The sequence below is a fragment of the Tardiphaga sp. 172_B4_N1_3 genome, from assembly GCF_052076035.1.
GTDB classification, from domain to species: Bacteria; Pseudomonadota; Alphaproteobacteria; order Rhizobiales; family Xanthobacteraceae; genus Tardiphaga; species Tardiphaga robiniae.
The window spans coordinates 4586608-4609900 of the sequence record NZ_CP197238.1; the positions used below are offsets into that span (position 1 = coordinate 4586608).

At 61.8% G+C, this 23293-nt stretch carries 17 protein-coding genes and 1 pseudogene; 7 read left to right on the forward strand and 11 right to left on the reverse strand.

Annotation, left to right across the window (positions count from 1 at the left end):
• Positions 1-14 precede the first annotated feature (14 nt).
• Complete coding sequence (locus tag AB7783_RS21670) at positions 15-1094, reverse strand: DUF4892 domain-containing protein (protein ID WP_441278781.1); 1080 nt, start codon at positions 1092-1094, stop codon at positions 15-17.
• A gap of 156 nt (positions 1095-1250) precedes the next feature.
• A complete protein-coding gene (gene htpX, locus AB7783_RS21675; protein ID WP_441278782.1) occupies positions 1251-2183 on the reverse strand; it encodes a zinc metalloprotease HtpX in 933 nt (310 codons plus the stop codon).
• 46 nt (positions 2184-2229) lie between these two features.
• On the opposite strand from htpX, the gene AB7783_RS21680 reads away from it, so the two are divergent.
• Together AB7783_RS21680 and AB7783_RS21685 are read left to right on the forward strand one after the other, a co-directional pair.
• Positions 2230-2385, forward strand: a complete 156-nt coding sequence (locus AB7783_RS21680) for a hypothetical protein (protein ID WP_170849618.1) — start codon at positions 2230-2232, stop codon at positions 2383-2385.
• Complete coding sequence (locus tag AB7783_RS21685) at positions 2373-3599, forward strand: LLM class flavin-dependent oxidoreductase (protein WP_441278783.1); 1227 nt, start codon at positions 2373-2375, stop codon at positions 3597-3599. The genes AB7783_RS21680 and AB7783_RS21685 overlap by 13 nt, the downstream gene beginning before the upstream one ends.
• Positions 3600-3725: 126 nt before the next feature.
• On the opposite strand, the gene AB7783_RS21690 is transcribed toward AB7783_RS21685, so the two are convergent.
• The 4 genes from AB7783_RS21690 to AB7783_RS21705 all read right to left on the reverse strand — a co-directional run bounded on the left by AB7783_RS21690 (position 3726) and on the right by AB7783_RS21705 (position 6311).
• The gene (locus AB7783_RS21690; RefSeq protein ID WP_441279743.1) at positions 3726-4499 is read right to left on the reverse strand and encodes a DUF4886 domain-containing protein; all 774 of its coding nucleotides are present in this window, start codon (positions 4497-4499) and stop codon (positions 3726-3728) included.
• A gap of 72 nt (positions 4500-4571) precedes the next feature.
• Positions 4572-4901 carry a hypothetical protein gene (locus AB7783_RS21695; protein WP_441278784.1) on the reverse strand — a complete coding sequence of 110 codons (330 nt, stop codon included), beginning with the start codon at positions 4899-4901 and terminating at the stop codon, positions 4572-4574.
• Positions 4902-4941: 40 nt separating this feature from the next.
• Positions 4942-5373, reverse strand: coding sequence for a cupin domain-containing protein (locus AB7783_RS21700; protein ID WP_441279744.1), 432 nt, complete (start codon positions 5371-5373; stop codon positions 4942-4944).
• Between the two features lie 95 nt (positions 5374-5468).
• The gene (locus AB7783_RS21705) at positions 5469-6311 is read right to left on the reverse strand and encodes an SDR family NAD(P)-dependent oxidoreductase (protein WP_441278785.1); all 843 of its coding nucleotides are present in this window, start codon (positions 6309-6311) and stop codon (positions 5469-5471) included.
• Between the two features lie 245 nt (positions 6312-6556).
• Here AB7783_RS21705 and AB7783_RS21710 point away from each other — a divergent pair, with 245 nt between their 5' ends.
• Positions 6557-8245, forward strand: coding sequence for a methyl-accepting chemotaxis protein (locus AB7783_RS21710; protein ID WP_441278786.1), 1689 nt, complete (start codon positions 6557-6559; stop codon positions 8243-8245).
• 44 nt (positions 8246-8289) lie between these two features.
• Here the strand turns inward: AB7783_RS21710 and AB7783_RS21715 are convergent, their stop codons facing one another.
• Entirely contained in the window at positions 8290-9090 is an 801-nt protein-coding gene (locus AB7783_RS21715) for a transglutaminase-like cysteine peptidase (protein ID WP_441279745.1), read from the reverse strand.
• Between the two features lie 557 nt (positions 9091-9647).
• Between AB7783_RS21715 and AB7783_RS21720 the strand changes: the two genes are divergently transcribed.
• The 4 genes from AB7783_RS21720 to AB7783_RS21735 all read left to right on the forward strand — a co-directional run bounded on the left by AB7783_RS21720 (position 9648) and on the right by AB7783_RS21735 (position 19499).
• Positions 9648-14066: a cadherin-like domain-containing protein gene (locus tag AB7783_RS21720; protein ID WP_441278787.1), complete on the forward strand. Its 4419-nt coding sequence runs from the start codon at positions 9648-9650 to the stop codon at positions 14064-14066.
• A gap of 135 nt (positions 14067-14201) precedes the next feature.
• Positions 14202-15959 carry a type I secretion system permease/ATPase gene (locus AB7783_RS21725; protein WP_120288067.1) on the forward strand — a complete coding sequence of 586 codons (1758 nt, stop codon included), beginning with the start codon at positions 14202-14204 and terminating at the stop codon, positions 15957-15959.
• The gene (locus AB7783_RS21730; protein WP_441278788.1) at positions 15956-17263 is read left to right on the forward strand and encodes an HlyD family type I secretion periplasmic adaptor subunit; all 1308 of its coding nucleotides are present in this window, start codon (positions 15956-15958) and stop codon (positions 17261-17263) included. Before AB7783_RS21725 ends, AB7783_RS21730 begins: the two co-directional genes overlap by 4 nt.
• Positions 17264-17273: 10 nt before the next feature.
• Positions 17274-19499 carry a CHASE2 domain-containing protein gene (locus AB7783_RS21735; RefSeq protein WP_441278789.1) on the forward strand — a complete coding sequence of 742 codons (2226 nt, stop codon included), beginning with the start codon at positions 17274-17276 and terminating at the stop codon, positions 19497-19499.
• Between the two features lie 83 nt (positions 19500-19582).
• Here the strand turns inward: AB7783_RS21735 and AB7783_RS21740 are convergent, their stop codons facing one another.
• The 4 genes and pseudogenes from AB7783_RS21740 to ssuD form a co-directional block, all read right to left on the reverse strand.
• Positions 19583-20185 carry a flavin reductase family protein gene (locus tag AB7783_RS21740; RefSeq protein WP_439074332.1) on the reverse strand — a complete coding sequence of 201 codons (603 nt, stop codon included), beginning with the start codon at positions 20183-20185 and terminating at the stop codon, positions 19583-19585.
• Between the two features lie 25 nt (positions 20186-20210).
• A pseudogene (locus AB7783_RS21745) lies at positions 20211-20855 on the reverse strand (ATP-binding cassette domain-containing protein); the annotation flags it as partial.
• Between the two features lie 239 nt (positions 20856-21094).
• Positions 21095-21901 carry an aliphatic sulfonate ABC transporter permease SsuC gene (ssuC, locus tag AB7783_RS21750; RefSeq protein ID WP_089263466.1) on the reverse strand — a complete coding sequence of 269 codons (807 nt, stop codon included), beginning with the start codon at positions 21899-21901 and terminating at the stop codon, positions 21095-21097.
• A gap of 18 nt (positions 21902-21919) precedes the next feature.
• A complete protein-coding gene (gene ssuD / locus AB7783_RS21755; RefSeq protein WP_068730429.1) occupies positions 21920-23077 on the reverse strand; it encodes an FMNH2-dependent alkanesulfonate monooxygenase in 1158 nt (385 codons plus the stop codon).
• Positions 23078-23293: the final 216 nt, after the last annotated feature.

The following is a 23293-nucleotide window of genomic DNA, read 5'->3' on the forward strand; positions in this document are numbered from 1 at the left end:
AACATCCGTTGCACTCAGTTCAGCTTCACGACCTCCACGCGCCGGTTCTTGGCGCGGCCATCATCCTGGTCATTCGATGCTGCGGGTGCGAGCATGCCGACACCGGCCGCGCGCAGGCGCTTGCCGTCTGCACGGAAGCTCGTAGTGAGCGCTGCGACCACCGACTCGGCGCGGCGGCGCGACAGATCGAGATTGTAGTCATAGGCGCCCTGATTATCGGTATGGCCAACGATCAGCACGGCGAGCTTCGGATCCGACGACAGCAGACCTGCAATCTCCTGCAGGGTCGGCGATGATTCCGGCTTCAGGTCGGCCTTGCCCGTATCGAAGAATATTCCGTAGAGCGCAACGCGGCCGGTAGAGCCGATGGTCTTCGCCATCTCGTCGGCTTTCACGACCACCATCTTCTGCTCGCGCGGCTTCGGCTCGACGATATGCACGACGGCCACGGTGCGTTCGTTGAAGGCCTTGCAGTAGAGATCGTCCTTCACGAAGTAAGTCTGCACGGTGACATAGGCATCACCGCCAGCTTGCGGAATTTTTGCAGCGAAGAAGCGCTGGTCGTCCAGATGGGACGCCATGGCGCATTTGCCGTTGGAGAAGTCGCCATCCTTCAGCTGCGCCTCAGCGACGAAATACATCAGCAGGCTCATATCGCCGCCGCCGCCCGCGGCCGAGCGCGTCGGATCGCCGCCACAGTCATCGGTCTTGCAGTTATAGAGCACTTCGCCGCCGGCTGCCTTGACCACATCCTGATAGTTCCGCAGCACTTCGAGCGGCGAACGGTTGGCCGGCAGCAGATAGGTGATGCGCGTGCGTGCTCCTTCCACTTCAAGCACCTTGTTCGGCTTGTAGACCTGATTGTTCATGCGATCGCGGTCGCTATCACCCGTCTTTTCGAGCTTCGACAGCGGGATGGTGAAGTCAGTGAAGGCGAGACGCTCATAGCTGATGATGAAGGAGCCGTCGTAACGCTTCAGCAGCGCACTATCTCGGGCACCGGGAATATCTTTGTTGGGAATTGTCGCATCGGCCTGTGCCGCACACGCACCGAAAAGAACAAACAAGCCAACCGTCAGAATGCGTCCGAGCATGAGTCATGCGTCCCCGTTTCAGGAGCGCTCACGATGACGATTTGGGACATGTAAACAAGCGGACTAAAGCGCAGCGAATGGCCGCGCAGCCATGTCCGGTTTTCATTGAACCGAACGGTGCTGCGCGGCGACCAATCTCGTTAAGTCCAAACGGGTTTAGCCCCACGGACCGCGGCGCGTCTGACTGCCGCCGTTCCACGGGCCGGTTGCTTGAGGCGCGGAACGCGTCGGTACCTGCGACTGAGCACCCATCTGCCCCGCAAGCTGCTGCAGCGCTGCGATTCGATTTTGCGTCGCCGGATGCGTGGTGAACAGATTGTCCATGGCACGCCCCGACAGCGGATTGATGATGAACATATGGGCGGTCGCCGGCGCACGCTCGGCATCCTCATTGGGAATCTGATGCGCGGCGTTGTCGATCTTGGCCAGTGCCGAGGCCAGCCACATCGGCTGGCCGCAGATCCGCGCGCCCATCTCGTCGGCGGCATATTCGCGCGTCCGGCTGATCGCCATCTGCACCAGCATGGCGGCGAGCGGCGCCAGGATCATCAGCGCGATCTGGCCGATCATGCCCGGGCCATTATTGTTGCGGTTGCCGCCGAAGAACATGCCGAACTGGGCGATCATCGAGATCGCACCGGCGATGGTCGCGGTGATGGTCATCAGCAGCGTGTCGTGATGCTTGATATGCGCCAGCTCATGCGCCACCACGCCGGCGAGCTCTTCGCGCGACAGCTGCTGCATCAGCCCCGTCGTCACGGCGACGGCGGCGTTCTCGGGATTCCGGCCGGTCGCAAAGGCGTTCGGCTGCGGATTGTCCATGATGTAGATCTTGGGCATCGGCAGGCCGGCATTGTGGGCGAGCTCACCGACCATACGATACAGGTCCGGCGCATTGCTGATATCAACCGGCTGGGCGCCGTGCATCGACAGCACCGCGCGGTCCGAATTCCAGTAGGCGAACATGTTCATGCCGGCGGCGACCACCAGCGCGATCATCGCACCCGACGCGCCGCCCATGAGATAGCCGACGCCCATGAACAGGGCGGTCATGCCAGCCAGCAGAATCGCGGTCTTGAAGTAGCTCATTGGTCCTCCTGCCCGCCTGCGGGAAACGCTGCGGTGCAGGCATCAAATGGTGATCCGCCCGATCGTTCCGCAAGACGGCATTGTGCGGCAGCGCGTCGCGGCCATGCAGCGGATTGCATTGAATGCCGCGACATCCGGCCATAGGCTGCGCAACGAAAACATTAACAAACATTACAAAGAGGAAACACTATGGCTCGCGTGAAGTTCGGCGCCTTTCTCGCACCGCATCATCCGATCGGCGAACACCCGATGCTGCAGTTCCGGCGGGACCTCGATCTCGTCGAGCAGCTCGATGCGCTCGGCTACGATGAATTCTGGTGCGGCGAGCATCATTCGTCGGGCTGGGAGATGATTGCCTCGCCGGAGATGTTCCTCGCCGCGGCAGGCGAACGCACCAAGCGCATTCGCTTGGGGACCGGCGTGATCTCACTGCCCTATCATCATCCCTACAATGTCGCACAGCGCATGGTGCAGCTGGATCACATGACCGGCGGCCGCGCGATCTTCGGCTCCGGGCCGGGCGCGCTCGCCTCCGACGCGCATACGCTCGGTATCGACCCGATGACCCAGCGCGACCGTCAGGACGAAGCCATCGCCATCATCCGCCGTCTGTTCAACGGTGAGCGCGTCACCGCGAAGAGCGAGTGGTTCACCATGAACGACGCCGCGCTACAGATCCTGCCGCTGCAAGAGGAGATGCCGTTCGTGGTGGCGTCGCAGATATCGCCCTCGGGCATGACACTGGCCGGCAAATACGGCATCGGCATCATCTCGCTGGGCTCGATGTCGACGCAGGGCCTGATGGCACTGCCGACACAATGGGGCTTTGCGGAGGATGCCGCGAAGAAGCACGGCACCACGGTCGACCGCGCCAACTGGCGCGTGCTGCTATCCTGGCACATCGCCGAGACGCGCGAACAGGCGGCGCGCGAGGCCGGCCCCGGCCTGATGCGCTGGCACAACGAATATAATGTCGGCACGCTGCAGCGGCCGGGCCTGCAGCCCTTCATCTCACCCGAGGACGCAGTGGAAAAGACGGCGGGCGGCGAGAATGCGGCCTCGACCATCGGCACGCCAGATGACCTCATCAAGACCATCAAGAACCTGATGCAGGTCTCAGGCGGTGTCGGCACCATCATCGGCTTCGTGCATGACTGGGCTAATCCGGAGAACACGCGGCGCAGCTGGGACATGGTGGCACGCTACGTGGTGCCAGAGATCAACGGCTACATCGCGTCTTTGCGCAAGTCGCAGCAATTCGTGATCGAGAACCGCGAGGTGTTCGAGCGTGCGGGCCAGGCCGTGATGGCCAAGATCATGGCCAACGAGAAAGCAGCTGCGGCATTGCCGCTGACGGGGCCGGGACGCGTGGCGATTCCACTCGTCAATGCACCGGATCTGCAGAAGAAGGGGTAAGCCCGGCTCAGGCCTTTCCCCCGTCATTGCGAGGAGCGAAGCGACGCGACAATCCAGCTCTTCACTTCGGCAAAGAAAGACTGGATTGCTTCGCTGCGCTCGCAATGACGGGGAGAGGCTGGCGGCCTACTTCCCGTAATAATCCTGCACCGTTTCCCACGCCGCCGTCTGCAGCATCTTCGCAGTCGCTTCATCGAGACCCGCGAGATACGGATTGCCCACCGGCGAGCGGCCCGTCAGCGCGGCGAAGACCACGCAGGACGCAAGGTATGTGCCTGCCATGCTCGGATGACGCCTGTCGGACTGGTACAGATTGAGCTCGGGCTGCTTCGCGCGCACCCTCGCAAATGCCAGACCTGCCGGAATCACCAAGGCATTGTTATCATTACCGGCGACCGTATAGGCCTCGGCCAGTTGCTGCGTCATCTCCGGCTTGTCTTCATAGGCCCAGGACATGAAGAAGACCGGTTTCGCGCCATGCGCCCTGACGATGTCGGCATCCTTCTTCGCATATTCGGTAAAGACCGACTTCAGCTTGGGATGGATCGGGCACTGGCTGCAATCCATCATGATCGCAGCATCGAACAGCCGCTCGCGCTTGTTGAAGATGATGTTGTTATTGTCGTCGAAGGAATAGGACGCGATTGCGTTGGGTCGGAAATAGCTCTCGACATCGTGCCATTCGAAGCCGGAGCCGCCGATGGTCACCGAGGTCGCCTGATAGCTCGTCCTGTTGGCGGAGTCGGCAGCACGCACCATCCCCAACACGTGGCTATGCATGCTGTTGTTGAAATAGAAGAAGCTGTTGCCGATGAAGATCTCGGTCTTCGGAAAATCCGGCCCCAGCGTCGTGACCTTGGGTTTGGTCTGCGCTTGCACCGCAACGGACGCACTGGCCATGGCAGTAAGGGTCGCCACGGCGACAAGCAAGACTCGCAAAGTTCTGGACAATGGAATGTCTCCCGGTTCTTATTATGTGCGGATATGCGTATCGATAGCATAGGTCGGTGCGGATTGCGCCGGCCTCGATCGCGGGAGGCAGACAGCGCCATGCCCCATGACCATGTTCTCCTTGAGCTCGTTTCCCATGACCTCGATCCCCTGATCCTTGATCTCCTGGAATGGATCGCGCGCGAACCCAGATCCTATGCCGACGTGCTCGATGCGTGGCGGACATCGTGCCCACGACTGACGGTGTGGGAAGACTGCATCGACCGTGGATTCGCGACGCGCCTGCACATCGCCGGACATAGTTCCGTCGTTCAAGTGACGGCCGCAGGTTTGTCCTTTCTGCAACGGCATGGACGCGTCATGCCAAAGACGCCAGCCTCGATCACCGCAACTAGTCCAGCGGCATCGTAAGCTGCGCGCCTTCATCGGCCACAAACACCGCGATCAGCTCGGCCGGCTCCGTATTGCTCGCATTGGCCGAAACGAGATGCGTCGAGCCCGGTGGCTCGAAGAATGACTGCCCAACCTTGAAGGTTTCGACCGGCCCGCCGCCGAGCTGCGAGCGAATCTCTCCCTTGGTGACGTAGGCTGTCACCGTGCCGGAATGACGATGCGGCGCGCTGAAGCCGCCGGGGCCATAGGACACGCGCACAATGGTCACGCGCTTTCCCGGCACATTCGGCAGCGCATGCGACGTGATCAGCTCCACCGCATCGCCGGGATTGGCACTGGAGCCAGCATTGACGGCGCAAAGCGGCGCCAGAACAATCGACAAGGCGTCCATTGTCGCCGGAAGTGCCTTGCCAAGGGCAATCGCACACATCAGTCCTGCGGCAATGGCAACAGACACATAGCGGGCTTCAGGCAGCCGCGGTGCGATCGCATCGCATGTGATGGACATTCTTCGCTCCCTGCCCGTCAGCCGTTGTCCTGGCCGAACGCCTTGCGCATCGCGACATAGCCCTGCTGCTGCTGGCTCCAGTTACGACCGCCGGTGACACCGCCATCGACCACCAGATCGTTGCCGTTGACGAAAGAGGATTCATCGCTGGCGAGGAACACCGCGGCATGGGCGATATCGTCCGGCAGGCCGGCACGCGGGATCGGCTGTGCAGCCTTGAATGCCTCGCGCATCAGCGCCGGCGTCTGCTCGGCTGCTTCCACCGATAGTCCCAGCGCCTTGCCGAAGATTCCGGTCGCAATGGCGCCTGGCGAGATGCTGTTGACGCGCACGCCGCTCTCACCGAGCTCCATCGCCACGCATTTGGTCAGATGGATGACCGCGGCCTTGGCGGCGCCGTAGACCACCGAGGACGAGTAGCCGGCGAGCCGGCCGGCAATACTGCCATTGTTGATGATGCTGCCCGAGCCCTGCTTCTTCATATGCGGGGCGGCATGTTTCATGCCGAGCATGACGCTGCGTACGAGCGTCGCCATCGCCGCATCGAAACGATCGACGTCAAGACCCTCGATACCGCCGGTCTGCGCCGGACCGCCGGCATTGTTGAACAGGCAATCGATGCGGCCGAATTTCTCGACCGCGTGACCGATCAGTGCACTCATCTGCGCTTCATCGGTAACGTCGGTCTGACGGAAACTGCAATTTGCGCCGAGCTTCAAAGCAAGCGCATTGCCTTCCGGCGCACGACGCCCGGCAATCACAACTTTCGCACCCTGCGCGATGAAGATTTCCACCGTACGGTATCCGATGCCGCTCGTTGCACCGGTGATGACTGCGACCTTGTTGTCGAGACGCCCCATATCGTTTCCCCGTTTGTTTTTATGGCCGGCATTTGACGCCCCGAACCTGCGCCCGCGCAAGGCGTATTTTGAGTCAGCGCGACTCGCGGCCCGCTGAATTTGCAGATGAAGCGGCGCACTTTCCAAGCCACCACCGTCGGAGAGGCCCGAGAATTACGATTAAGGAAGTTCTAAGACGCATCTGCGTATCGTGCAGCATTGTACCGCCATCCAAGCATGGCTCGCGATTGCTGGAGACCTTTTCCGTGAAGCTGCTCAATAACCTTCCGATTTCCGCCAAGCTCGGGCTTCTCGTCACCGTCACTCTGATCGGTCTCTGCCTCGCCGGCGTGCAGGCGACGCGCCTCGTCAGCGCCGAGATGCGCAGCTCTCGCATGGAGCAGGTTCTCGCCATCGTCGAAACGGCGCACAACATGGCGCTCGGTCTGCAGAAGCAAGTGACAGCCGGTGAGTTGACGAAGGATGCCGCGATCCAGGAATTCGTTAAGCGCGCCCGCACAATGACTTATGACAAGGGCAACGGCTACGTCTTCTCCTATGACATGAACGGCATCGCGCTGGTGACGCCGGATCCGAAACAGTTCGGCACCAACCGGCTGGACGTCCCGACCAACGGCCGTGCGCTGACCCGCGAGTTGCGCGACGGCGTCGCCGCCAAGGGCGATGTCACGCTGTATTACGAATACATGAAGCCGGGCACGACCGAATTGATCCGCAAGTTCTCCTATGCGGTTGCCGTGCCCGACTGGAATCTGTTCGTCGGCACCGGCGCCTATCTCGACGACCTCGATACCAAGATGACGCCGATCATCTGGTCACTGGCAACAGCGATCCTCGGTATCGCTGTTGTTGCCGGTCTGATCGCCTGGTTCATCGCCCGCAGTATCACGAGGCCGCTGAGCCAGCTCGGCACCCGCATGCGGGATCTTGCTGACGGCAAGCTGGAAGCCGAGATCCCCGGCGCCGGCCGTCGCGACGAGATCGGTGCGATGGCTACGACGGTGCAGGTGTTCAAGGACAACGCGATCCGCATGCACGGCCTCGAGCAGGAAGAGGTCGCCGTCCAGCAGCGCGTCGCCGCCGAACGCAAGTCGGCGATGAACAGCCTTGCCGATGGCTTCGAGCAAAGCGTCAACGGCGTCGTGAAATCGGTTGCGACGTCCGCGGCCGGAATGCAGGCCACCGCATCGTCCATGACCAACACCGCAAGCGAAACCACCGATCGCGTCGCGAGCGTCAGCATGGCGTCCGAGAAGGCGCTGAACAACGTGCAGACCGTTGCGGCTGCAGCGGAAGAACTGACGGCGTCCGTCGAGGAAATCTCGCGGCAGGTCGCGCAATCGACCGAGATCGCGCGGCAGGCCGTCGGCGAAGCAGACCGAACCAACGCAACGGTTCAGCTCCTGTCCGGCGCAGCCGAGAAGATCGGCGTCGTGGTGCAGTTGATCGACACGATTGCAGCACAGACCAACCTCCTGGCGCTCAACGCCACCATCGAGGCCGCCCGCGCAGGCGAAGCGGGACGCGGTTTCGCGGTCGTCGCCTCGGAGGTGAAGGCCCTGGCGACCCAGACAGCCAAGGCGACGGAGGAAATCTCGGCGCAAGTTGCCAGCATGCAGTCGACGACCGGCGATGCCGTCTCGGCGATCGGCAATATCAGTGCGACCATCGAGAAGATGAGCGAGATTTCGATGGCGATCTCATCGGCCGTCGAGGAACAGGGCGCTGCGACCCGCGAAATCGCCCGCAACATTCAGGCGGCAGCGACGGGCTCCAGCGAAATCGCTACCAATATCGGCAGCGTCAACGCGGCAGCCTCCGCCACGGGACAAGCGGCCGGACAGGTCCTCAACGGTGCGCGCGAGCTCGACGGGCAGGCCAGCATGCTGCAATCGGCGGTGACAGACTTCCTGACCAAGGTTCGCGCGGCCTAAATCAGGCGGCCGACCGAAGCTTCGATCGATACGGGCCGTTCCGCTTACAGCGCGGGGCGGCCCGATGTCTTTTTGGCGCTGGATGCCAGCGTGGTCAGAGCTGCTTCATCCGCGACGGGACGCTGCGTAGCTGCCAGCAGCGGCGCATCGACATATTGCCGGATACCGTTGTGATCCATCACGAAGAGCGGCCTGGTGTTCTTCATGTTAACGTCCTCGACCATCGCCATGCGACGGTTGTCGAGCATGAACCAGCGGCCATCAAGGCGGGCGGCCGCAACGGCGTGATCCTCCTGGCGCAGCGTATCGCGCAGGATCACGACCCGCAGATCCTCGGCCGCAACGCCGGCGGCACGTAATGCGGTGAACTTGGCGATGGCGTAGTCCTCGCAATCGCCGGCGCCCGTGGCGAACAGTGCCAGCGGCGAACGCCAGACATCCGTTGCGCCATAGAGCACAAGATCATCGCCGGGCCGAACCGCCAGATTGATAGCGCGATTGACCTCACCCATACGGGCGCGACCATCGCGGGCACTGGCATCGCCGACGATATCCAGAAACTTCGCCGCCTCGGGCGAGCAGCGGACGGGCGTCTCGGCACAAAGCTCCAGGGCAAGCTGCTCGTCGTCCTGCTCGCGTTCCACCCCGCGCCACTTGGCTTTGAGCTCGCCTTCCGGCAGCGCCGATGTGGCGAGGCCAAACGGCTCCGCAGGCCGGTCGACAGCACCGATCGCCTGGTCAGGGAAGGCCGTTCCGGCCGTGAGATCCGTGGGTGCCGCGAAAATCACCAGCCCCAAGGCCAGCACAGACGCGCAGCGCACCCGCACAAAAGCAGAAGTCCACATCATAGACGCCCCGTCTGTCCGGGCATCGGCAAGCTGGGCTGCTCGCACGTGACCGGATCATTTGTGGGGCCATCTTGAGGCGGGGGATTTTCGACGGGATTAAAAGGGGTTAGCCGGGTCGACGAAGTTCGCAGACAGGCTGAAAGGGGGCTAACCGGCTTGGCTACAATTTTATCGAAATGGCCGAATTAGAGGATTATATTACCTCACGCCCTTGTTCCCTTGGCCTTGAGTTCCTTGACCGGGAACACAGACTGAACTTGGAACATCGTTAATGAAAATTTACCATATGGATCAATGACATTGAGGCGATTTCACAAAGCAGCCAATAGCTTGAAAGGGTGATGCGCAGACGTCCACTATCGCATTGCACCCCGCGGTGGTATGCATGGCTCGCAAATTAGCTAATTAATAACCATAACCATGCGCGGTAGACATTGAACTACGCGGGTCCATTCGAATTTTCGCAATCTGGCGATGCTCCGGCCGAACCAACGGCTGGTGGCGGCAGTATTGGCCATACGTTTTCCACTCATACAGCCGGTTCCACTATTGTCGTGCAGGATGCCAACCTGCTGTTCTCCGGCGACTACAAGCGCTCCGGCGTCGATCTCGTGCTGTCCAAGGACGGGCACGAACACGTCGTCTCCGACTATTTCAAGGGTTCGCTGCGCGCAGCTCTGTCGTCGCCCGATGGCGCGCAGCTGTCCGGCGACCTCGTCACTGCCCTTGTCGGCGAAGTGCAGGTCGCGCAGCTCGGCGGCGGCGCCAATGCTGCCGCGCAGGTCATTGGCACCGTCAGCAAACTAGCCGGCAGCGCGACTGCGATCCGCAACGGCGTCTCCGTGATGCTCAATGTCGGCGATCAGGTGCAGAAGGGCGACGTTGTCCAGGCCGGCGGGGACTCATCGCTGACCATGACTTTCATTGACGGCACCGTGTTCGGTCTCTCGGCCAACGCACGCATGGTGCTGAACGAGATGGTCTACGATCCCAACGGATCGTCGAATTCATCTCTGCTCAGCCTCGTGCAGGGCACGATCACCTTCGTTGCTGGCGAGACTGCCAAGCATGGCAACATGCGCGTCGATACGCCGGTTGCCACCATGGGCATCCGCGGCACCGCGGTGCTGGTCGAAATCGGTTTCGAGGTTCCGGGACAAGGCAGTGCGCCGCCGGTGAAATTCCAGGTTCTGGTCGAGCCGGGCGGGCGCGTCGGCTCTTATGTGCTGTATAGTAAGACGAGCGGCCAGATCATCGGCACAGTGAATGCAGCCGGTCAGGTGACCAGCGTGCTCGGCAATGGCGATACGTCGACAGGCCAGGCACCACCGCTGTCGCCGGAAGCAATGGCTATTCTTGGCCCTGTTTTCCAGACGTATTTCCCGAACTATGTGCCGAACGCCAATCCGCGCAGCAACGGATCCGGTAGTGGATCATCACCGGCCGATCCCAATTCCGGCACCAGCCCGGATCCGCTGAAATTCGCTCCTCTGCCGGATGCGCCGCCGGGGCAGCCCTTCCAGGTTCCAATCAACCTGCCAGGTGATGCTCCCAATACGCCGCCGATCATCGTCACGATCACGCGCTTCAACACGGCGCCGACCATCACCGTTGCGCCGGTTGTCGTGATGCTGCCGATCGACAAGACCAGCTTCGAGATCAAGGATCAGGTCCAGATCACCGATCCCGACAGCGGCGACGTTGCGACACCCTATGTGCCGGGAACGGCGCATATCATTTCGGCGAACGGCCCGAGCGGCACACCTGCCTCGCTTGACCTCAAATCGCTGATCACCGTCGATCCGCAAACCGGCCATGTCAGTTACGACCCGGCAGCGTTCAAGTTCCTCGCCGCAGGACAGAAGGCCGTCTACACTATCGGCTTCGATAGCCAATCCGGGCCGGACACGACCCATGAGACGCTGACCTTCACGGTCGATGGCTCCAATGATGCGCCGGTCGTTGCATCTACGCTGACAGGCGCCGCAACGCAGAGCAATGCCACCCAGAGCTTCGATTTGCTCGCCGGTGCGTCCGATGCCGATCTCGGCGAAACCGCGACGCTGACCGTAAGCAATGTGAAATTCTCACTGAACAACGGCGCACCGGCCAACACGCAGGCCGGCGTGACACTCAACGGCGCCACGCTGGAAATCGGCCCGAACGCATTTGCCTATCTCGGCGAAGGTGAGACCGCGACTCTCAAGGTCACCTATAATATCACCGACGCCCATGGCGCGAGCATCGCGCAGACCGAAACCATCACGATTACAGGCGTCAACGATGCTCCGGTAATCGCCGGCACATCGATCGAAGTCGTCCTTGGCGGCGTGACGGTGCTGAGCGATACAAGCTTCACGGTCAGCGATCCCGACGGAACGACCGATTTCACTTTCACGGTGAGCAACGTCACTGGCGGCACATTCGAAGTGTGGGACGGCACCGACTGGGTGCCGGCGACGCCCATGTCGCAAAGAGTTAGCGCTGAGTCGACTGGCTCGGAGACCACCTGCACTTTCACGAGTGAGCAACTCGCCCAACATCATGTCCGTTTCGTCAGTGACGGCAGCACGAGCCAGCCCACCTTCACGGTGCAGGTGGACGATGGCGGCAGCCACAACAATTTCAGCGCCCCCTATGAAGGCACGGTCGCGCCCGGTGAGAACCACGCCCCGGATACATGCAGTGTGACGCTCGCAGCCGTCGACGAAGACGGCAGCCTGACCATCACAGAGGCGCAGCTGCTGGCAAATGCCACGGATGCCGACGGCCAGACGCTGCACGTAACCTGTCTTGAAGTCGCGAACGGCTGCGGCACGCTCACTCACAACCAAAACGGCACCTGGACCTTCACGCCTGCGGCCAATTTCAACGGACCCGTGTCGTTTACGTATCGGATCTCCGACGGCGTGACGGCTGTTGATGGCCATGCGGCGCTTGACGTCACGCCGGTCAATGATTTGCCCAGCGGCAAGGTCACGATCTCCGGAACGTTCCAGGAAGGCGCGACGATCACTGCCCAGACCGGCAGCGTGGCCGATGTCGATGGGCTGGGGATGTTTCACTATCAATGGTACCGCTTGAGCCCCGGCTCCAATGGACCTGTCGCGATTTCGCAGGCCACGGGCAGCAGCTACGTCCTCACTGCCGCAGATGTCGGCGTGACCGTCTATGTTATCGTCAGCTACACCGACGGCGGTGGAACCGCCGAACTGGTTGCCAGTGGCCCAACCGATGTGATCATCGCTGCGCCGCCACCCTACGGAGCCTCCAACTATTGGACTGGCGCCGTCAACAATGACTGGAACACGCCCGGCAACTGGTCGCTCGGGATCGTCCCGACGGCAGACGAGATCGTCTATATCAATACGGGGACAGTTACCTTCAATCTCAATGGCCTGCTGGAAATCGCCGGGCTTCACATCGGAGTCCGGGCCGAACTCGATTTGACCGGCACCGGAACGCTGAATGTCACCGGCACACTGGTGAACGACGGCGATATTCAGCTCGCACCGGGCACGACACTCGAAGTCCATGGTGTCGTGCAAAACACCGGCACGCTGCTGGTCGATGATCACACGGCCGGCGCGACCCTGCTGATCCACGGCACGGTCACGCTCGATGGCGAAGGCACCGTGACGCTCGACGGAAGCGCCGACCGGATCACCAGCGACTCGCTCAGCTCGAAACTCATCAATGCCGACAATACGATCAACGGCTATGGCAAGCTCGGCGACGGCAAGCTCAGCATCGTCAATGAATGCGACGGTAAAATCATCGCATCCGACTGCTCGCACGCACTGATTATCGACACCGGCAAGGGTAGCCTGATCAACTTTGGTTTGATCGCGTCGATGGCCACCGGCGGTCTCGAAATCAAAGGCGATCTGGTCAATTACGGGACCATCGAAGCCTATGCGGGCCTGTTCGAGATCGGCGGCAACGTCACCGGTCACGGTACCGCGAGGATCAGCGGCGGCAATCTCGAATTCGGCGGCTGGTCGGATGCCAATGTCACATTCTCTGGCTGCAGCAGCGACGAATTGATCCTCGATCGTGGTTCGCACTTTGTCGGCACGGTATCCGGTCTGTCCTATGGCGACACGATCGACCTGAAGGGCATTTCGCCCTGGCAGCTCTGGTTCGACCAGCACGACGGCGTTGTCGATGTGCATTACGGCTGGGGCAAGAATGACTATTTCACGCTGACCGATCCAGGCGTGCTGAAACACCTCGACATTGACTCCGACCATCACGGTGGCACCGAGATGACCTGGAGCAATGACGCGCCCGACATCGATACGTCGTCGGCTGAGCTTTCCAGGCTCCACGACGGCTATTTCAAGATTTCCGACGTGTCCGTATGGGACAAAGATTGGTCCAGCGGTGAGAACTATAAGCTGGACATCAACGGCACGGTGGTGAAGTCGGGATCACTCTCGTCTATTGATCATTATCTCGAAGATGGTTTCACCTTCAAACCAACCAGTTCGGGAACGCCTCAAACGACCGTTGCGGTCACCATCACTGACGGGTTCGGCGCCAGCGAACATGTCAATTTCATCTTCAATACAGCGCCTCTCCAGTCCAATACGCAGGTGTCACTGAACGGCACGGCCGGAAATGACGTCATCTTCGCAACGGTCAATAAAGACACGCTGATGGGTGGCCACGGCTCGGATCAGTTCGTCTTCGGGTCGCATAGCGGATCGATCGATAGGGATATCATCACGGACTTCGAGGTCGGCACCGACAAGATCGTGCTCGACCACATTCGTGGTGTGCCCAATCTTTCAGGCCCCTTCGGCGATTTGAAGCTGACCCTTTGGGAGCTGTCCGGCGGAATCGAGCAGAAGGGAAGCAATACCCTGATCCACCTCGATGGCGGTGACACGCTGCAACTCAATAACGTGCACATGTCCCAGCTGCACGCCAGCGACTTCATCGTCCACCCCTATTCCAACGTGGCGTAGCGCGGCACCGTTAACCGTCCCGACAGCACCTGCACAAGTCGCCTGACTGATGGCATAATGGCTGTCAGATCGGGGCTTGGGGTGGCGCTTGGTACCTGACGAGCGACCGTCCGCATGATCCGCAAAGGTTTGACGATGCAGCGTGGCCTGTCACGAACCTCCAGCCTGCCGGCGCGGACCGAGCTCGGCGATGCCTTGCGGGCCTGCCGCGGCGCCTTTCTGGGCGTCGGGCTGATGAGCTGCATGATCAATATTCTGTATCTGACCGGCTCGTTCTTCATGCTCGAGGTCTATGACCGCGTGCTGCCAAGCCGCAGCGTGCCGACTCTCGTCGGTCTCATCGTCCTGGCCGGCGGCCTTTACGTGGCTCAGGGTATTCTCGACCTGCTGCGCGGCCGCATTCTGGTGCGGATCGGTAGTTCGCTTGACGAGGCGCTGAGCCCTCGCGTGTTCCAGACCGTGGTGCGACTGCCCCTCCTTGCCGGCGGACACAACGAAGGCCTGCAACCGCTGCGCGACCTCGATAACGTTCGCTCGTTCCTCTCCGGCATGGGGCCGAGCGCACTGTTCGACCTGCCATGGCTGCCGCTCTATCTGGCGATCTGCTTTGCCTTCCATCCGATGATCGGCGTTACCGCGCTGGTCGGCGCAGTTCTGCTGGTGGGCCTGACGATCCTCACGGAAATCATGACCCGCGAACCAGCGCGCGAGGCCAACGGACTAGCCGCTCGTCGCAGCGGCATCGCTTCAGCCAGCCGGCGCAATGCCGAAGTCGTCGTCGCGATGGGCATGGCCGGGCGCCTGACGCAGCGCTGGCGCGAGGCCAACGAGACCTATCTGGCCGGCAACCAGCGCACCAGCGATGTGGCCGGCGGTCTCGGCGCCATCGCCAAGGTCATGCGCATGATCCTGCAATCGGCGGTGCTCGGTGTCGGTGCCTATCTCGTGATCAATCAGGAAGCCACCGCCGGCATCATCATCGCGGGCTCGATCCTCAGCGCCCGCGCGCTGGCGCCGGTCGATCTGGCGATCGCGCACTGGAAGGGTTTTGTCACCGCCCGGCAGAGCTGGCATCGGCTCAACGGGCTTCTATACGCCTTGCCGGATCAGGCAGCTGTTACTCAACTGCAGAACCCGTCGCAGAAACTGACGATCGAAGGCGTCAGCATCGCACCGCCGGGTGAGCAGAAGATCACGGTCAGCGACATCACGTTTGCACTCGCGGCCGGCAACGGCCTCGGCATCATCGGACCGTCGGGCTCCGGCAAGTCATCGCTGCTGCGCGCACTGGTCGGCGTCTGGAAGCCGGTGCGCGGTCATGTCCGGCTCGATGCCGCGGCGCTCGACCAATGGGCGCCGGACGATCTCGGCCGCCATATCGGCTATTTGCCTCAGGATGTCGAACTGTTCGCAGGCTCCATTGCCGACAATATCTGCCGTTTTGATCCCGATGCGAAGGATGACGATATCATCACCGCGGCAAGGCAGGCCGGCGTCCATGACCTCATCGTCGGCATGCGCGAGGGCTATGATACGCAGGTCGGCGATCACGGCGGCGTTCTATCCGCCGGTCAGGCGCAACGCATCGCGTTGGCGCGCGCGCTGTATGGCGATCCGTTCCTGATCGTTTTGGACGAACCGAATTCCAATCTCGATACCGAAGGCGATGAAGCGCTGACCAAGGCCGTGCGCGCGGCCCGTACGCGCGGCGCCATCGTCATCGTGGTTGCACACCGGCCGATCGGCATCGAAGGCGTCGACATGCTGCTGGTGCTGAAGGATGGTCGCATGCAGGCCTTTGGGCCGAAGGAGACCGTGCTGGGTCAGGTGCTGCAGCGCCCGGCAGCACAGCCGATCAAGATCGTCGCCGACGGCGGAGTAGCCAAGCCATGACTGCGCCGCTCACAGGATCGCGCCGCTCGATCCGCATCCACCTCATTATCGGCCTCGTCGTTGTGCTCGTGCTCGCAGGCGGTTTAGGCGGCTGGGCGTCGACCGCGCAGATCTCCGGCGCCCTGATCGCGCCCGGCTCGGTGGTCGTCGATTCCAACGTCAAGAAAGTCCAGCACCCGACCGGCGGCGTCGTGGGCGAAGTGCGCGCCCGCGACGGCGACCTGGTAAAGGCCGGCGATGTCGTCGTGCGCCTGGACGATACCGTCACCAAAGCCGGCCTTGCTATCGTCACCAAGAACCTCAACGGATTGTGGGCACGCGCGGCGCGGCTGGAAGCCGAGCAGCGCGGCGTCGATCGTATTACGTTTCCACCGCAGCTTATCGAGCAGATCGCAGATGACGACGTGAAGAATGTCATCGCCAGCGAAACGAAGCTGTTCAATGTGCGCTCGACCGGCCGCGTCGGCCAGAAGCAGCAGCTTCGCGAGCGCATCGCGCAGCTCAACGAGGAGATCGCCGGCCTCACCGCGCAGGAGACTGCCAAGACCCGAGAAATCGCGCTCGTGGAAAAGGAATTAGTCGGCGTCCGCGGATTGTTCGACCAGCAGCTGGTGCAGATCTCGCGCCTGACCGTGCTGGAACGCGACGCCGCGCGCCTCGCCGGCGAACGCGCGCAGTTCATCGCCGCCCGCGCCCAAGCCAAGGGCAAGATTACCGAGATCGAGCTGCAGATTTTCCAGATCGACAAGGACCTGGTCAGCGAAGTCTCCAAGGACCTGCGCGAGACCAATGACAAGATCGGCGAATTCGTCGAACGCAAGGTCACCGCCGAGGACCAGCTGCGCCGCATCGACATCCGCGCGCCGCAGGACGGCATGGTGCTGCAGTCCACCGTGCATACGATCGGCGGTGTCATCACGGCAGGCGACGCCATCATGCTGATCGTGCCGCAGACCGACAATCTGTCGGTGGAAGCCCGGGTCAATCCGCAGGATATCGACAAGCTGCAGATCGGCCAGAAGACTCTGCTGCGACTCTCCGCCTTCAACCAGCGCACCACGCCGGAGCTCAACGGCGCGGTCAGCCGCGTCTCGCCGGATACAACGACGGACCAGCGCACCGGACAGAGCTATTACACGATCCGGATTTCAATGCCGGCATCGGAAGTCGCCAAGCTCGGCGATGTGCGCCTGATCCCCGGCATGCCTGTCGAAGCCTTCGTGCAGACCGGCGACCGCACTATGCTGTCCTATCTCGCCAAGCCGCTGAGCGATCAGTTGATGCGCGCCTTCCGCGAAAAATGACCCGACACCCATGAAGCGCATGCGGCGAGTGACACGGCTGGCGCAGCGGTTCGGTTGGGCACGTGCGTTCTGTCTTGTCTTGCTGCTGGGCCTCGCGCTGCTGCGCATCGCTGATCCGCCCGCGATCGAGGAATTGCGGCTGCGGGTCTTCGATACCTATCAAGTGATCCAGCCGCGGGTGAAAACCGCGAAGCCCGTTACGATCGTGGATATCGACGAAAAGAGCCTCGCAAAATATGGCCAGTGGCCATGGCCGCGCACGCGTATCGCCGAGCTTGTCACCAGGTTGAACCAGCTCGGCGCCGTCGTGACCGGCTTCGACATTGTATTCCCCGAACCGGACCGGCTGAATCCTGCTCTCGCGGCGGAGAGTTTTACAGGACTCGATGACGAGACGCGCATCCGGCTGAAAGCATTGCCCAGCAACGATCAGGTGCTGGCCGACGCCATCCGGCGTGGGCGCGTGGTGCTTGGCGAGTCCGGTCTGCCCTATGTCGTTTCGGAACTCGACAAGTCTCTGCCCCTGACAGGATTGGCCATGCTCGGCGGCGATCCGCAGCCGTTCATGCTGGCGTTTCCCGGACTGATCCGGAATATCGACCTGCTGGAAAAGGCCGCCATGGGACGCGGCCTGTTCACGATCAGTCAGGAGCGGGACGGCCTCGTGCGCCGTGTGCCCGTGATGATGCAGGCGCAGGGCATAGTCATGCCGTCACTGAGCTTCGAGATGCTGCGCGCCATTACCGGCACCGATACGATCCTTATCAAATCCGACCGCGCCGGCATCAAGAGCATTGCGGTCAAGGGTCTCGAAATTCCGACCGATAGCGAAGGACGGATCTGGGTACATTTCGCCAAGCGCGATCCGAGCATCTATGTCTCGGCATCCGACGTGCTCGATGGCACGGTGCAGCCCGGCATGATCGCACGGCATCTGGTGCTGATCGGCACCTCGGCGGTCGGCTTGCTCGACACCAAAACGACACCGCTCGATGCAGTGATTCCCGGCGTCGAGGTTCATGCGCAGGTGCTGGAGAGTGCGCTCACGAAGACCGTGCTGTCGCAACCCGCCTATACGCGTGGCGCCGAACTATGCATCGCGATCATTCTCGGCATTATCGTGATCTGGCTCGCCCCGATGTTCGGCCCCGTCACCCTTATCATCATGGGCGCCGTGTTTGCGGCGTTGCTCGCCGGTACATCCTGGTATTTCTACACGCAGCACCGCCTGCTGATCGACTTCACCTATCCCTTGCTCTCGACCACACTGATCTATCTCACGCTGATCTTCAGCAATTTCGTGCGCGAGCAGGCGCAGCGCCGCCGCATCCGCTCAGCCTTCAGCCAGTATCTGTCGCCGGCGCTGGTGGCTCAGCTCGCCCAGTCGCCGGAGAAACTGGTGCTCGGCGGCGAGGAACGCGAAATGACCATCATGTTCTCGGACGTACGCGGCTTCACTACGATCTCGGAATCCTACAAGCACGATCCGCATGGCCTGACCACGCTGATGAACCGCTTTCTGACGCCGCTGACCAATGCAATCCTCGATCGCAAGGGTACCATCGACAAATATATGGGCGACGCAATCATGGCGTTCTGGAATGCACCGCTCGACGACGATCAGCACCAGATCAATGCCTGCCACGCCGCGCTCGACATGCTGGATCGCATCGACGCACTGAACAGACTGCGCCAGACCGAGGCCGAGAACGGCGGCCACGTCTATATCCCGATCAATGTCGGCATCGGCCTCAATACCGGCATCTGCGTCGTCGGCAATATGGGATCGGATCTGCGCTTCGACTATTCGGTGCTCGGCGACAGCGTCAATCTGGCCTCGCGTCTCGAAGGCCAGTCAAAGGAATACGGCTTTCCGATCATCGTCGGCTCGAAGACCGCGCTCGCCGTCAAGGACAAGTTCGCCATTCTCGAACTCGACTTCATCATGGTGAAGGGCAAGAAAGAACCGGAAGTGATCTACGCCATCGCCGGACGTGAGGACGTGACGCATTCGGAGCGCTTCCAGACGCTACGCAACGTGACCATCGAAATGCTGGCTTGCTATCGTAGTCGCGACTGGGACGGCGCATTGTACGCCGTCGAGCGCGGCCGCAATTCCGATGTCGCGAATGCGCTCGAGAAGCTCTACGATCTCTATGAGAAGCGCATCCGCGCCTATCAGGAGACCCCGCCACCAGCGGACTGGAACGGCTCGTTTGCATTGCTGACGAAGTAATCCCACGTAGGGCACAATAGCAAAGCGTATTGCGCCACCGGGCGGTGGGTTACGCTGCGCTAACCCACCCTACAATCTACGGATCAGATTTCGCGCAGTGCCCGCATGCTGGGCACGCTGACTTCGGCCAGCTTCAGATTGTCTTCGTTCTGGTCGATCGCCACATATTGCCCGTCCCAATAGGTCAGCGCGGTGTGCGGGACCGAGGTGATGACATCGCGGACGCGGCCGATGACGATGGCGTGGGAATGGCGCTCGATGACTTCCTCGACGTCGCAGTCGATTGCCGCAAGGCTGCCGGCCAGCAGCGGCACGCCGGTTGCCCGGGTAACCCATTGCGCGCCAACGAAACGTTCTGCGCCCTTCAATCCGCCCTTGCCCGAAAATCGCTCGGCCACGTCGAGCTGATCAGCCGACAAAATGTTGACACCGAAGGCGCCGTAGCGCTGCAGCAGTGGCCAGGACGACGACTCCCTGTTGACGCTGACGATCAGCGTCGGTGGATCGACCGACAGCGACGAGACCGATGTCACCGTCATGCCCGTGATGTCTTTGCCACGCCCGACGGTGATCACGCTGACGCCGCCGGCCAGCACTCGCATGGCGCCACGGAATTCTTGCGAAGAGACCCCGCGATCAGAGGAAATCTCGCGATCGACGGTGATGTTACGAACGACGGAATTCATGGCAGCCTCGCAGGTCACAATAGTCTCACAAGCCAGTGGCGTCGGCTCCCGGGCCGAGCAGATTGCGCAGGATCGAACCTTCCAGCGCCGCAAGATCTGCCGAGCCGCGCTGCCGCGGCCGGGCGATATCGACATTGATATCGTGCGCGATGCGGCCGTCTTCAATCACAAGCACGCGATCTGCTAACGCCACGGCCTCGGACACGTCATGCGTCACGAGAATCGAGGTGAAGGTCTGGTCATGCCACACGCGACCGAGCAACTGCTGCATCGAAATACGGGTCAGCGCATCGAGTGCGCCGAGCGGCTCGTCGAGCGCCAGCACACGCGGATGGCTGACCAGCGCCCGCGCCAACGCGACACGCTGCTTCTGGCCGCCAGACAACACGGACGGCCATTGATCGCGCTTCTCGGCGAGGCCGACTTCCGTCAATGCACTTTCAGCGCGTGCCTTGGCATCGGCCGATGTCCGGTCGGTCCCCAGGCCAACTTCCACATTCGAGAGCACGCTGGCCCATGGCAACAGGCGCGGTTCCTGGAACATCACGCGGATGTCCTCCGGGCGGGTTTCCTCACCAAAGCTGATCGTGCCGGCAGTCGGCGCGTCGAGGCCTGCGATCAAGCGGAGCAGCGTGCTCTTGCCGCAGCCGCTCTGGCCGACAATGGCGACGAACTGGCCGGCAGGAATATGCAGATCGACGCCGCGCAGCACTTCATTGCTGCCGAAGGATTTGCGGAGACCACGAATGGTCAGCGACAGTCCACGGGACTTCTGCTCGGACGGACGCCGCGCCTGCGTGGCGCGGGCCTGTTCGAAATCGACGGGCGCATCGATGACCTGAGCATCGGCATGGCTGAGGCGAAGAGACTGTTGCACGGTCATTTCAAATTCTCGCTTCCGAATTTCGCTCAATGTTTCTGAAAAGCCGGGTGCCAGGACAATGTCAGCCGTTCCAGCGCGCGCGAGGCGCTGTCGGCCACCTTGCCCAGCAGCGCATAGATCAGGATGCTGAGCACCACGACATCGATCTGCATGAATTCGCGCGCCTGCATCGCCATGTAGCCAAGGCCCGACGAAGCCGCGATGGTTTCCGCCACGATCAGCGTCAGCCACATGATGCCGAGCGCGAAGCGCACGCCGACGAAGATCGACGGCAGCGCGCCCGGGAAGATCACGCGGCGGAACAGCTCGCTATTGCGCATGCCGTAGATGCGGCCCATCTCGATCAGCTGCGGATCGACCGTACGAATGCCGTGCAGCGTGTTGAGATAGATCGGGAAAAATACGCCAAGCGCAACCAGGAACAGCTTGGCCGACTCATCGATGCCGAACCACAGGATGACCAGCGGGATCAGCGCCAGATGGGGCACGTTGCGCACCATCTGCAGCGTCGTGTCGGTGAGCTTGCTGCTGAGCTGAGACAGACCGTTGGCCAGACCGAAAGCAAAGCCGATGCTGCCGCCGATCAGGAAACCGACAGATGCGCGCCAGAACGACACCCAGATATTCTGGGCGAGTTCGCCCGAAATCAGCAGCTTCCAGCCAGCCAAGGCAACATCGGTCGGCGCCGGCATTACCCGCGCCGGCACGTAACCGGTGACGCAAGCGGCCTGCCAGACGAGCAGGATGACCAGTGGCACGATCCATTGGGTCAGGCCATCGATGCGCGGCAAGCGAAAGCTGCGAACGCGGGGAAGGATTTCAACAATGCTCATGATGGGTGCCTGTTGGAATTACGAGGCGCTCTGCGCGCGGTGCTCATTGGCAACGATTTCACCGACCGGGCCGGTGCGCGTTCGTAGCGATGTGACATTGTCGTGCTGTTGCAGCGACAGCAGCGGGAAGACGAGCTCGGCGAAGCGATAGGCTTCTTCGAGATGCGGATAGCCGGACATGATGAAGGTATCGACGCCGACGTCCTGATATTCCTTGATGCGCGCCGCCACCGTCTGCGCATCGCCGACCAGCGCCGTACCGGCGCCGCCACGCACAAGGCCAACGCCGGCCCAGAGATTCGGACTGATCTCAAGCTTGTCGCGACGTCCGCCATGCAGCTGCATCATGCGCTGCTGGCCGACCGAATCCTGCCGGGCCAATGTCTTCTGCGCATTGGCGATGACATCATCGGTAACATACTGAATGAGTTCGTCGGCAGCCTTCCACGCCGCCTCGTTGGTCTCGCGCACGACCACATGAAGACGGATGCCGAAAGACAGCTTGCGGCCGCGCTTCTCTGCAGCAGCCTTGACGCGCGCAACCTTCTCGGCGACCAGCGCCGGCGGCTCGCCCCAGGTGAGATATTTGTCGACGGTGTCCACCGCGACATCGATGCCCGCATCCGAAGAGCCGCCGAAATACAGCGGCGGGCGCGGCGACTGCACCGGCGGGAAGATCAGGCGACCGTCCTCGATCTGGATATGCTTGCCCTGGACATTGACGGTCTTGCCGGCCAGCAGGTCATTATAAACGTTGAGGAATTCGCGGGTGACGGCATAACGCTCGTCATGCGGCAGGAAGATGCCGTCGCCCTTGTTCTCGACGGGATCGCCGCCGGTCACGACATTGATCAGGAGACGACCGTTGGTGACGCGGTCCAGCGTTGCGGTCATGCGCGCGGCGACGCTCGGCGATTGCAGGCCCGGCCGGACGGCCACGAGATAGCGAAGCTGTTCGGTCCACGGGGCCACAGCGGACGCGACCACCCATGAATCCTCGCAGCTGCGCCCCGTAGGCAGCAGCACGCCGAAATAGCCCAGCTGATCGGCGGCCTGCGCGATCTGACGGAGATATTTGAAGTCGATGTCGCGCGCACCATGGGTCGATGCCAAATAGCGTCCATCGCCGTGGGTCGGCAGGAACCAGAGAACATTGGCTTTGGATGGATTGCTCATCGGTGACGTCTCTCTCGCATCGGGCGACCATTGCGGCACCGCGAGAGGATGGTGTCATGACATAAGTCTGTCGAGTGGCCCGGGAAAATAGCGACGCGCGCACTGTGACTTACGTCAATGACGAGGCGTTCCTTTCAAACTTCCGGGCATATGCAGCGCATTTTTCTCCGCCAATCCTGCATCCTGCAGCGATCACAACCGCGTGGGTCGGAATGC